This window comes from Rubidibacter lacunae KORDI 51-2 (genome assembly GCF_000473895.1).
Lineage (GTDB): Bacteria > Cyanobacteriota > Cyanobacteriia > Cyanobacteriales > Rubidibacteraceae > Rubidibacter > Rubidibacter lacunae.
In genome coordinates, this window is the sequence record NZ_ASSJ01000008.1 from 72,326 (window position 1) to 84,617 (window position 12,292).

Below are 12,292 nucleotides of genomic sequence, written 5' to 3' on the forward strand. Positions count from 1 at the left end.
CGCAGATAGAGAACACGAGAGCAGGATCGTGCAGTGCAGTTCTCACCCTAGCATCGCGACGGTTCGGGACGAACGCGCTAGGGTCAGCCGCAATCTCGCCGCGCCGACGTGGGTTGGGGGTGACGATCGCTCCATGGACCCGGCCAGGGAATGCCGCCGACTTCGAGACCGCAGGTGTCGCTTTTGGCAGTGAGACGCGTGCGACCGGCGCGATCGCGCAGCTCCAGAATCAAACGACCGTGCATCGTATCGCGGCAGCAGTAAACTAGACCGCGCTCGGTAGGCGCGCGCAGTAGCGTGCCGGGACGGGAGCTCGTCCCGCTGAGGGAAACTGTATAGTCGGTATTGCGCGCCTGCATCTTCCATTCTCCCCAGGGCTGTACCTGCCAGTGCACCTCGGCGTTCCAGGGAACGAACTCGTAAAACATGCCGCGATAGTGCAAACAGATGAGTGCTACGTCTTCGTCCCACCACAAAATCTCGCGCCGGCCACCACCAGCGGTTAGGGCTAAGTCGGGTTCGTCGTGAAAGCTATTGCAGTTGAGCCAGAACCACGTGCGTGGAAAGGCGCGACCCCAGTTTTTCTCGCTGTAGGCGGGCGCGCCGGCAAACTCGTAGCGTACGCCGTTCCAGTCGATCCAGCCCGTGGCGCGGCCGTGCGCCAGTAAGATCTGCCAGCCTGGCTCGAAGATCGGCAAAAATGACAGCCAGCCGGCGGTGGATTGTTGCGAGCGCTGCGGATTGCCCCAGCCATAAACCGGCTGGATGGTGTAGTGCCATCGGCACCAACGCCCGCTCCCCGGATCGCGAATTGCGCCTTGATTAAGCTGTGCGGTTGCTTGATAGCCCGAACGTACCTCGGTGAAGAAGGTCTCTGGATCCAGTTCCCGCAGTAGATCGTCGCGGACCGTGTCTGCGGCAATGTGACCCAGCGCAAGGCGGTCGCGATCGGCCCAGAATCCGCGCGGATTTGGAAAGGTACGACAAAGGTAGCCGTCATCGGGACCGAGAATCTGGGCGGCACCCCCGCTGTGGGGCCGACCGCCTGCAGGATCCTCAATGGAGTACATGAACGCGAACGTCTGCGCACGCTCGGGTAGCGTTACGCGATAGTACCAGCCTTCGAAAAAACGTTCGCTGCTGCCTGTCCAGTGATAGCCGCTGTGAGGGGTCTGTAACGGGACGGCGAGCGATCGTTCGCTGGGCATTAGCAAACTGATGAAAGATGTAGCAACGGAAGAGAGCGTCCGGTCATTGTCCGGGTCAGGAATTTGGGCTTGTCTTTTTTCTAGCCTTGAGATGCTCGAATTGACTCCTCAACAGCCATAGTAAATTGCTGGAGATGCATGAGACATCAAGAAAAAAAGGCCTTTACTCTCGATTTAGCTAGAGCGAACCCGCTTTTAGCCCGAGGGTGGTTTTGAGAGGTGCTCGATAACGATGAGCTGAGCGATGATAATGGACGCGAAAGCCGTCAGCTGCTCTAAGTAGCAGCGTCCCTGAATGACTCGCTCGCCGCTCGTTTGACAGCGAGCAAGGACGACCCAATCCTTAATCCTGAGGCGATCGACTGTGCTTGCCGTCGAAGTCGAACATCTAAGCAAAAATTATCCTGTTGCCGTCAAGGATCCCGGACTGGCGGGGGTGCTCAAGCATTTCTTCCGCCGCACCTATCGCGACGTCAAAGCAGTTCGAGATATTAGCTTTACGATCGCCAGCGGTGAGATCGTCGGATTCTTGGGGCCGAATGGGGCGGGTAAGACAACTGCCCTGAAAATGCTATCGGGATTGATTTACCCCACAAGCGGTCGCGTGCACGTGGCGGGGTTCGTACCATACCGTCGAGAACGCAAGTTTCTGCGCAAGATGAGCCTTGTGATGGGACAGAAACAGCAGTTGCTCTGGGACCTGCCGGCAATCGACTCGCTACGGATAAATGCCGCCGTTTACGAACTGACCGATGCGGAGTTTCGGCAGCGCGTCGGGGAGTTTACGGAGTTGCTGAACCTGGAGGGCAAGTTATCGCAGCCGGTGCGCAAGCTTTCCCTCGGAGAGCGTATGAAGGCGGAGCTGCTGGCTGCGCTACTGCATCACCCGCAGGTGTTGTTCCTAGACGAACCAACGCTCGGATTGGACGTGAATGCTCAGGAGGCCGTGCGAGGTTTTTTGCGAGCTTACAACCAGCGATATAGAGCCACGATTTTGTTGACCAGTCACTATATGGCAGATGTAACAGCGCTGTGTCCGCGCGCAATTTTGATCGCGAAAGGCAATATCTTTTTTGACGGTTCTTTGGATGGGCTGCAGGCTCAGTTTGCCCCTTACCGGGAAGTGAAAGTGGAACTCGTGCAACCGCTGCCGGAGGAAAAGCTGTCGGCGTTCGGCGAGCTGCAGTCGGTGGACGGTCGCGAGGTTCGATTTTGCGTGCTTCGCGAAGATCTGACGGCAATGACAGCACGCTTGCTTGGACAACTAGACCTCCTCGACCTGACCGTTACCGACCCGCCCATCGAAGCGACGATCGGCCGCCTATTCCGGCAAAGCAATCAGTCTTCAGCGGAGTCAGCGGCTGACACGGTGCGTTAGACGGTCCCCTCAGGAACGCATCCCAACCCGATCTACTTCGGATCGCCGCCGGGTAGCAATCTGGGCAATACATCCCCGGTGTGTTCCGCTTTGTGGTTCGAGCACTCCATCCCTCTATTGTGCACGACATACTTAGTACAAGGCGCATTTCGGAGAGAGCGCTCAGCGCTTTAGCGCCATTGCCTTCTGCCTGGCTTGGCAGCGTTCACTCCTCGCGAAGGCTGCCAAATTACCTACCACCGGCGAAAATCTGCCTCGCGCCTGCGGTCATAAACCGTGCAATTGGAAACAGAAAACTTGCGTATTCGTATCTACCTCGATCGGCTGGAAAACCCGCTCTTTTGCCTGGCACGAACTAGCAGATTGCCATCGCCATAACGGCAGTGGAGGTTCCCACCCGGACACGGTACCTAGGACGTATCGAATGTTCGATAACCTGGCGATACTGGTCATCGAACTCAAGGAGCGTATCCAAGTTCTAGAAGCACGGTTGAGGGACTTACAGGTAACCATCGCCCATAGCTGGAAGACTCGCTAACGATTCCACATTTCGACCCGAGTCGCCACCTTTTGTCGCCAGGCGATCGCCGATGCAATCGCCAAGCCACTCAACCATGCTTGCGCTACAAGATGTCGCCGAGTTGCTCCGCATCCGAGTGCATATGTACCTTTAGAGCCATGATGAACTCGTGTGGGGATTGCTCGACCGCAGCTAGCAAGGGTTACCAGAGCGCGCGAACCGGAGGTTGAACCTCGGGTCTGGGCGGCGGCTCGAAAGCCGGCTTGACGAGAACGGATCCCTCAAGAACGAGAACCTCTACAGGAGAGATTGGTGTCCGCGCGGCATCTACGTAGAGTCGTTCATCTGCTTCGTAGATAATCATTCCCGGTTCCAGAACGGCAGCTTCGACTCTGTCGATCGAGAACAGTTCCGTCTTGTCTTGTCCGTTGAACGCCAGCATGACACTGGTTTCATCGACAGCAACAACTGACGCGCGTCGCGGGATAATCGGCCGGAGGTCGTAAGGGTTGCTGTCGAGATCGTACGTAACCGGTTGGGCGTTCGCTGGAGCTGTCATCCCAAGTCCGAGCGCGAGCAGAGTGGCAACGCTGGCAAAGGCACTGCGGAAAATCGCAACCATGATGACCTCCGGTTGGAGTTAGAATTACCTCGCAATCATAGCAAGGAAAACCTACACGCAGCCACGGGAAGCGATCCGTTGTTCTCTACCAGTTATCCTTTCCAGGAATTTTACATGGATGCCATCAGAGGGGCACGCACGCCTATCGATCCAGCCTGTTATTTTCGACTACCAATCTGTCTTTAGATGCCGGTTCCATCAACCATAGCCAACCACTATTAATCATCGAACTGCGGATATCGGCAGAATTAGGTAAAAACCGCAACCGGTTGAAAATGGTTTGCATGATTGTTTCTACACAAAGGGAGTGAGTGGCGCGCACCGCTTCAACAGTCAAATATCACCTGAGCCCAGCGACAGGACGGTTGCAAATACCTACGGACGTATTTTGTTCCGCCAGGTTGAAGCGCGCATCCGAATAAACCGCATATCCCTCTTAGGGTACCGAACTCAGCGGTGGCGGAGATTACGGCATCCGTAAATCCTAGTGGCAGCGGTTACCCCGATACAATCGTGATAGAAACTTTTTCAGTGGATTATCGGAGGAACTCATGGGCAACGCAATTCGCGTTGGTAGTTTATTCGGCATACCGTTTTATGTCGATCCCTCCTGGTTTTTAATTTTGGGTTTGGTGACGTGGACCTACGGCAGCATTCTGGATGCCTCTTCAGGGCTGCCAGGTGTTTTGCCCTGGCTCCTAGGCTTAGTATCGGCACTTCTGCTATTTGCCTCGGTGCTAGCTCACGAATTAGGACACAGCCTGGTCGCGATGCGTCAGGGTATTGGCGTGCGTTCGATCACTCTATTTATTTTCGGCGGGCTGGCAAGTTTAGAAAAAGAGTCGGATTCTCCCGGCAATGCTTTCTGGGTAGCGATCGCAGGACCAGCAGTCAGCTTTCTGCTTTGTGGTTTGCTGCTATGCGCCATGCTGTTTACCGAGGTCAGTGGAGCGCTATCCCAGGTTATTGAACTCCTTGCTTCGATCAACTTCGTGTTGGGCACGTTCAACCTGATTCCAGGACTGCCGCTGGACGGGGGGAACATACTAAAGTCCCTGATTTGGAAGATTACCGGCAATCCCTACAGCGGTATTCGCATCGCCAGTCGTGTGGGTCAGGCAATCGGCTGGCTCGGGATTGCAGTGGGTGCTCTGTCGGTTCTGCGCATAACGCAGTTCGGCAGCTTCTGGATGTTGCTAATCGGTTTGTTTTTACTGCAAAATGCAGGACGCTCGGCACAATCCGCAACGATTCAGGAACGCTTGGACGGATTGACGGCTGCCGATGCCGTAACGTCCGACAGTCCGGTTGTCTCCGATCGCATTTCGCTGCGCGAGTTTGCTAACGATTTCGTGATCGGCAAGAGCAAGTGGCGGCGCTTTCTGGTTGCCGATGCCGAAGGCTTTTTCGTCGGTACGCTGAACGTAGACGACCTGCGGGGAGTGCCGACGTCAAACTGGCCCTCCGTCCCGGTGCGCGAGCTCACGCAACCGTATGCCGAGAAGACGGTTCGGTCGGATCTGCCGCTTTTACAAGCAATCGTGATGCTTGAGGAGCAATCGCAAACCCAGCTCCCAGTGGTCCGCGAAAACGGTATCCTCGTTGGCTTACTAGAAAAAGCTGCTATCGCACAACTGCTCCAGCACGACGTGCAACCAGCATTTGCTTCGGAAGCATAGCTATCCGAGCACGACCTACAATCAGAAGCTCTGCTATTCGATTGAGAGGCTGCCGTGGAGGTATTTGCCGAGATCCTCGGCCAGGAGCGAGCGGTCGAGTTGCTCTCGACCGCTAGTGTGCGCGATCGCATCGCTCCGGCCTATCTGTTCGTCGGTCCGGCCGGTATCGGCAAACGCTTAGCCGCCGACTCATTTGCTGGGGCACTGCTCGCTAGCGGAGATGTGGCGATCGCGCCGGAACGATTGTCTTCTCACCCGGACTTCATCCGCCTCCAGCCAACGTACCGAGAGCAAGGCAAGTTACTAACCGCAGTCGAAGCGACAGCTGTCGGGCTTAAGCGCAAAGCTCCACCGCAAATTCGCATCGAACAGATTCGGAGTCTGGCCAGGATGTTCGCTCAGCCGCCCCTGACGGCCCCGCGAGCGGTGGCGGTCGTCGAAGAGGCCCAGACGATGGCGGAAGCGCCAGCGAATGCATTGCTCAAAACCCTCGAAGAACCCGGCCGCGCGACCATAATCTTGCTAGCGCCCAGTGCCGACGCGCTCTTACCCACCCTCGTGTCGCGCTGCCAGAGCATTCCCTTTCAGCGCTTGTCAGCAACTGACATGGCGAGCGTGTTACGCCGCTGCGGTCGTGCCGACATCCTCGAGCAACCGACTTTACTGGCGATCGCACAGGGCAGTCCCGGCGACGCTCTCCAGGGCGACAAGCAGCTACAATCAGTTTCCCCAGATTTATTGCAAGCGGCGATTGAGCTGCCGCATCGAGCGGCTGGACCGCAGGCAATCGCGGCGGCACTAGATTTAGCAAAAGCAATTGCAAGCGCTTTAGACGTGCCTGCTCAGCTGTGGCTGACGGATTATCTAATGCATTGCTACTGGCAGCAGGTTCTGGAGGGAACCACCGCGCAGTCGTCTCTCGCGCACCTAGAAGACGCGCGCAAGGCTTTACTGGCTTACGCGCAGCCGCGGTTGGTGTGGGAGGTGCTGCTAATGCAGCTTGCAACCGCCGCCGTGCCGTGCGCCCCCGCCTGACGCGCTCGACAGGAGCATCACCGGCCCTAAACGATGAGACCCCGGCCGGCATACCTCAACACATGACATCCCGTACCCTGACCAGTTTTTATCTCGCCCGATCGGCCCGACCTCCCGACAGCAGCTTGATATGCTCGTGAATAGTCCGCTCGACATTCCGCCACCTCTGCACGAAGCAGCGAGTCCATGCCAGTAAGGGGATCTGCTCCTACAACCGAGCACGCCGCTCGATTTCAGAACTTGCAAGCGCAGCTACGCGATCGCTGGCAAGCGATCGACGATCCCGACAGCGACAACTACGACATCCTCGTGGTGCCGTCGTTCAGCGTCGACCAAGAAGAAGGTGGCAAAATTCAAGGGCTCTTGCATTACGAAGAGCGCTTGCTATTCTCGCTGATTCGGCTGCGGAACCCCCACGCCCGACTGATTTACGTCACGGCGATGCCGCTGTCGCCCGTCGCGATCGAATACTATCTGCAGCTGCTGCCGGGCATCCCCTTTTCTCACGCCCGAGACCGCCTGCTGCTGCTCACTGCTTACGACAGCTCGCTGCGCCCTTTAACCGAAAAGATCCTCGAGCGCCCGCGTTTGATCGAACGCATCCGCCTATCCCTGCGACGCGATCGCGCCTACATGGTTTGTTATAACTCCACCGCGCTCGAACAGGAGCTGTCGCTGCAGCTCGGAATTCCGCTGCTTGCATCGGATCCGGGCTTGCTCTACTGGGGCTCGAAAAGTGGCAGCCGCGAGATCTTCGCTGAAACCAGCGTTTTCCATCCCGATGGAAGCAAGTGCGTTTGGAACGCCGAAGACCTGGCCCGCGAAACTGCTCTGTTGTGGGAACGTCAACCGCACCTGCAGCGCTGCGTCGTCAAACTCAACGAAGGCTTCTCCGGAGAAGGGAATGCGCTGCTGGATCTGCGCTCGCTGACTGGCGTTGCTCCCGGACAGAAAACGCGCGGCGAGAGAGTTGTCGCAATTCTGAGGGCTTTTCCTAGTATGCGCTTCCAGGCTGCTGGCGAAACCTGGGATAGCTACGCTCGGCGTCTGCCAGACTTGGGCGCGATCGTCGAGGCTTTTATTGAAGGCGAGAAGCGATCGCCCAGCGTCCAGGGCTACATCACACCCAATGGCAAGGTCAAGATTCTCTCTACGCACGATCAGATCCTCGGCGGTGCAGACCAACAAATCTATCTGGGTTGTCGCTTCCCCGCCGATGCAGAGTATCGCTTGCGACTTCAGGAGTACGGCTTGCGCGTGGGGCAGGCACTCCTGAAACGCGGCGCAATGGAGCGCTATTGCGTAGATTTTGTAACGGCTCGGCGGTTCGATGGCAATTGGGACATCGCAGCCGTGGAGATTAACCTGCGTAAAGGGGGCACGACGCACCCGTTTATGTTGCTGAAGTTGCTCACCAACGGGCACTACGACACCCAAACCGGCAGCTTCTTCAGCCAGCAAGGACAAGAGAAGTTCTATATCGCCAGCGATAACTTACAGGCATCGCTTTATCGAGGACTGCTGCCGAGCGACCTGATGGACATCATCGCCCATCACCGCCTCCATTTCGACAGCAGCACGCGCACGGGCAGCGTTTTTCACTTGCTCGGAGCGCTGTCCGAGTTCGGCAAGCTTGGTCTGACGAGCATCGGCAACTCATTCGAGGAAGCAGAAGCACTCTACCATCGCGTCGAAGCCGTGCTCAATGAAGAAACCCAACACTATGGGGACCGCGCGAACTTATCTTCGCCGACCCTCCCGATCGCCGGACTCTGTCGCGACTGAGGCTCGAGCCAATCTATACCTCTATCTTTGGAGGCGCGAGCGAATGGCTTCCACGCGTTTGCGGTTGACGCCGAGATCCGATTGCCCCAAGCGCGACGCCGAGCGCACCTGCACGACACCTGCGGTTTCGTCGCGGTAAAACTCCACGTCGTCCACAAAGCCCATTAGCTGGCTTTTGAACTCCGCGTATAGGTAATCGTCTCGAGCCTCGACAACTGTCGTACGCTCCATGCTTTCCACGATCGCGCGTATCTCGGGAATACCGTTCAGGGGCAGCGATGCGATCGCGTGTTCGGCATCGTCATCGTAGCTGCAGACGCAGTTAGGTGAATTCGGGCAAGAGAGCAGTTTGCCATCGCGCACGCCCAAATTATCCGGTCGCTGTCCTGAAAAATCGAACATGATTAAAGCTTCCAAGCTACTGTACTGCTTGCATGAATCTCATCTTGCGTCCCCTAACAGTCGCTACCGTCGGGCTTCTCAGAAAATGCATCCCATCCGTGCAGGCGGAGTGTTCCTGCTGCAATTTTCCCGCGAGGGGCCCGACTGCAGCCAAGTGCCTGACGCGCACTTAAGCAGCTTCTGCGACAACTGAGTCTGCCGTCAAGAGCCGCACTGCCTGAAGGTATTGCTCGTCTGTTTCCGTTCCCACTTGCTGGGGCGCGATCGTCGGTTGCAATACTTCGTAATCCGGTGAGATGCCTTTTTGGTGGATATCCGTGTGATTGGGGGTTTCGTACTTTGCCACTGTCACCGCCATGCCCGATGCATCCGGGAGCTCGAATAACGATTGGATCAAGCCTTTCCCAAAGGTACGTTCGCCTACAAGCACCGCGCGCACATTATCCTGTAGCGCCCCAGCCAGAATCTCGCTGGCACTGGCCGATCCGCCGTTGACCAACACCACTAGCGGTGCATCCGTAATCGATCGCCCCTCGGCTTCGTAGCTGCCAAGCGTCCCTTGTCGGTTGACCGTGTAAACGATCGTGCCCTCATCGATCCACAGCCGCGCTACTTCAATACCTGCCTGCAAGAGACCCCCCGGATTGTTGCGCAGATCGAGAACGAAACCCCCCGCCCCCCGCGCTTCCAACTCTGCTACGGCCTGGGCGACTTCCGTTGCCGCATTAGCACTGAACTGCGTCAGGCGGATATATCCCACCGGCACATCCGCTGAATGCGTATCGAGCTGAGCCACCACCGGATTCAGTTCGATGAGGTCGCGCACGATCGACACATCGCGCTCCCCGTCCGTGTTCGGCGATCGCACTGTCAACATCACCGTCGTTCCGACCGGCCCGCGCATCAGCCGCACCGCCTCATATAGCGTCAGTCCCTGTGTTGGAGTTCCATCAATGGCTAAAATTCGATCGCGCGGCTCCAGCCCGGCGGCATCGGCCGGGGAACCAGCAATCGGCGCTACCACCTCCAACGCCCGCGTCCTCGAATTGAGATCGATCTGCAACCCCACGCCCGAAAGCTCTCCCGCCGTACTCACCTGCAAACTACGATACTGCTCGGGCTTTAACAGGCGCGTAAACGGATCGTCCAGCGAGGCTAGCATCTCCTCGATTGCGGCGTAGGTCGCCTCCCGGTCGGCCGGAACAGCTCGCAACAAATCCCGGCGGACAAACCACCAATTCTGATGGTTGAATGTACTGTCGAGATACGCCTGATTTACAATCCGCCAAGCTTGAAGAAGCATTTGCTCTTCATTGCCATAAGCTTTTGCCGAGGGCAAACAGACCGTCCAGCAGGCGAATGTTAAAACTATGAGGGAGATCCAGCGGAACCAAAACTTGCGCTCGCACATGGGCAGTTTGTCAAGAATTATTTCAATAATAGGCATAAAAGGGAATTGTATTAACGATTGTAAATTTACGTTTCGCACACTCCAGTACCTTATCCTAGGATCGTATTCGGCATTGGAGCGAGCTACTACCTTCCCCAACCGAACGTCGGTTGGGTCAGTGGCTGCAACCGCCTCAGCCTTCCTGAATTGGCTTTAGAATCAGCTCTAAAGCGAATCCGACTGGTTGCCGATGCGGCAGCATTCGCGACCGGCAAGTCGACGATACCGCGTCGGACGCTAGCCAAGATGAGAAAATCCCCTTAGCAGCAGGAACTCCGGCTTCATGTTTTCCAAGCAGGTTACCGATTCCAAGGTATTCCAGTGGTTCGACGAGCGCCTTGAAGTGGAAGCGATCTCGGACGACATCTCGAGCAAGTATGTCCCGCCCCACGTCAATATTTTCTACTGCCTGGGCGGCATCACGCTGGTGTGCTTCATCATTCAATTCGCGACGGGCTTCGCGATGACGTTCTACTACAAGCCCACTGTCACAGAAGCGTTCACGTCAGTGCAGTACCTTATGAATGAAGTGAACTTCGGGTGGTTAATTCGCTCGGTTCACCGCTGGTCTGCGAGCATGATGGTGCTGATGATGATCCTGCACGTGTTCCGCGTGTATCTGACGGGGGGGTTCAAAAAGCCTCGGGAATTGACCTGGGTGACGGGTGTCGTCCTCGCCGTGATCACTGTATCCTTTGGCGTCACCGGTTACTCGTTGCCCTGGGACCAAGTTGGCTACTGGGCGGTCAAAATCGTTTCTGGCGTCCCGGCAGCGATTCCCCTGGTCGGCGATTCGATCACCGAACTGATGCGCGGTGGCGTGAGTGTCGGTCAACCAACTCTGACCCGGTTTTACAGCTTGCACACCTTCGTACTGCCCTGGTCGATTGCGGTATTTATGCTGCTGCACTTCATCATGATCCGCAAGCAAGGTATTTCCGGCCCGTTGTAAGGCTAGCTCGACGTGAGTGCGTGGGTTCGAGAGCTTTGACAGAAGGTCTTCACGGGATTTTAATTGCTGCTGGCGAATACTTCGGATTTACAATGCGCGTTAACGTCGCAGCAATTAGTTGTCTCTTTATGGGACACCCTCGGCAAACGTCGCCCATCATTGTCTGCCGCTTGCATCGCAAGTATATTTTTGGGCACCTCGATTGATTCCCTCGAGACCGAAGGTCGGCAAGGCACAGGGCATTTCGTCCGCGGGTCCGCCGCTATTCAGCAATGTTTCGAGGTGCCCGTGTTCTTAACTAACATTTTGCAATCAGAGGAGAAACCCGCATGTCTACGCTGAAGAAGCCAGACCTGAGCGATCCCGTTCTGCGTGCCAAACTGGCCAAGGGGATGGGTCACAACTACTACGGCGAGCCTGCCTGGCCGAACGACCTGCTGTATGTCTTTCCGATCGTAATCATGGGTACGATCGGCCTTGTGGTTGGTCTGTCAGTAATCGACCCTGCGATGATTGGCGAGCCGTCCGATCCGTTCGCAACCCCCCTAGAGATTCTGCCCGAGTGGTATCTCTACCCGACGTTCCAACTGCTTCGCATCCTGCCGAATAAGCTGCTGGGCATTGCTGGCATGGCAGCGGTTCCATTAGGGTTGATGTTGATACCGTTTATTGAAAGCGTCAACAAGTTCCAGAATCCGTTCCGCCGCCCGGTAGCAATGTTCGCGTTCCTGTTCGGAACCGTCGTAACGCTGTGGCTTGGGGCCGGAGCAACGTTCCCGTTGGATAAGTCGCTGACATTGGGCTTGTTCTAAATCCGGTAAGTTAAAACCGGTACGGTAAATAAGATAAACTCCCCGAGCGCAGTCCGTCCGTTGCCCAGGTGGTTTCTAAAAAGCAACGCTAAGGGGCAGACACGGTCTGCCCCTTAGCGTTTCGAAAAAGGAGTCCCTGCAGATGGGGGAACAGTTTAGGCAGGGATTTCCGGCGAACCTACGGTCGAGCAACCAACCCCTGCTTGCAGCTCTCCCGGGAGGGGATAGGCTCAATACCCCCTAAAACGGCAACTACACATGGCGCGATCCCCAGCAGCGCGAGAGTCCCATTCGCTCGAGCAAGGCCGTCGCCCACCTCTTCGTACCGGCAAATCCGTGCAAATTCTTAAGTCTGCTCGGCAAGCATTGCCAGCCAGTGTTTTTTTTCGCTATTCAATTAGCGTGGGTCCGTTTACTCCCGAGAAATTTACCTGTCTGCATGCTAGCTA

The 12,292-nt window shown here is 56.5% G+C and carries 10 protein-coding genes; 6 read left to right on the forward strand and 4 right to left on the reverse strand.

Going from position 1 to position 12,292, the window contains the following annotated elements:
- Nucleotides 1-83 precede the first annotated feature (83 nt).
- Nucleotides 84-1,208: a tocopherol cyclase family protein gene (locus KR51_RS02610; protein ID WP_022604526.1), complete on the reverse strand. Its 1,125-nt coding sequence runs from the start codon at nt 1,206-1,208 to the stop codon at nt 84-86.
- A gap of 364 nt (nt 1,209-1,572) precedes the next feature.
- Between KR51_RS02610 and KR51_RS02615 the strand changes: the two genes are divergently transcribed.
- Nucleotides 1,573-2,586, forward strand: coding sequence for an ABC transporter ATP-binding protein (locus tag KR51_RS02615; RefSeq protein WP_022604528.1), 1,014 nt, complete (start codon nt 1,573-1,575; stop codon nt 2,584-2,586).
- Nucleotides 2,587-3,308: 722 nt separating this feature from the next.
- Here the strand turns inward: KR51_RS02615 and KR51_RS02620 are convergent.
- Nucleotides 3,309-3,728 (reverse strand): hypothetical protein, encoded by a 420-nt coding sequence (locus KR51_RS02620; protein WP_022604532.1) that lies wholly within the window; start codon nt 3,726-3,728, stop codon nt 3,309-3,311.
- A 551-nt stretch (nt 3,729-4,279) separates the two neighbouring features.
- On the opposite strand from KR51_RS02620, the gene KR51_RS02625 reads away from it, so the two are divergent.
- The 3 genes from KR51_RS02625 (at nt 4,280) to KR51_RS02635 (ending at nt 8,227) form a co-directional block, all read left to right on the forward strand.
- A complete protein-coding gene (locus tag KR51_RS02625; RefSeq protein WP_022604533.1) occupies nt 4,280-5,407 on the forward strand; it encodes a site-2 protease family protein in 1,128 nt (375 codons plus the stop codon).
- Between the two features lie 54 nt (nt 5,408-5,461).
- Nucleotides 5,462-6,442: a DNA polymerase III, gamma/tau subunit gene (locus KR51_RS02630; protein WP_022604535.1), complete on the forward strand. Its 981-nt coding sequence runs from the start codon at nt 5,462-5,464 to the stop codon at nt 6,440-6,442.
- A 186-nt stretch (nt 6,443-6,628) separates the two neighbouring features.
- A complete protein-coding gene (locus KR51_RS02635; protein ID WP_022604537.1) occupies nt 6,629-8,227 on the forward strand; it encodes a peptide ligase PGM1-related protein in 1,599 nt (532 codons plus the stop codon).
- 21 nt (nt 8,228-8,248) lie between these two features.
- Here the strand turns inward: KR51_RS02635 and KR51_RS02640 are convergent, their stop codons facing one another.
- Nucleotides 8,249-8,629 carry a DUF1499 domain-containing protein gene (locus KR51_RS02640; RefSeq protein WP_022604538.1) on the reverse strand — a complete coding sequence of 127 codons (381 nt, stop codon included), beginning with the start codon at nt 8,627-8,629 and terminating at the stop codon, nt 8,249-8,251.
- 169 nt (nt 8,630-8,798) lie between these two features.
- Nucleotides 8,799-10,040 carry a carboxyl-terminal processing protease CtpA gene (ctpA, locus tag KR51_RS02645; RefSeq protein WP_040654924.1) on the reverse strand — a complete coding sequence of 414 codons (1,242 nt, stop codon included), beginning with the start codon at nt 10,038-10,040 and terminating at the stop codon, nt 8,799-8,801.
- Between the two features lie 322 nt (nt 10,041-10,362).
- Here ctpA and petB point away from each other — a divergent pair, with 322 nt between their 5' ends.
- Nucleotides 10,363-11,031 (forward strand): cytochrome b6, encoded by a 669-nt coding sequence (petB, locus tag KR51_RS02650; protein WP_022604544.1) that lies wholly within the window; start codon nt 10,363-10,365, stop codon nt 11,029-11,031.
- Between the two features lie 329 nt (nt 11,032-11,360).
- A complete protein-coding gene (gene petD, locus KR51_RS02655; RefSeq protein WP_022604546.1) occupies nt 11,361-11,843 on the forward strand; it encodes a cytochrome b6-f complex subunit IV in 483 nt (160 codons plus the stop codon).
- Nucleotides 11,844-12,292 lie beyond the last annotated feature (449 nt).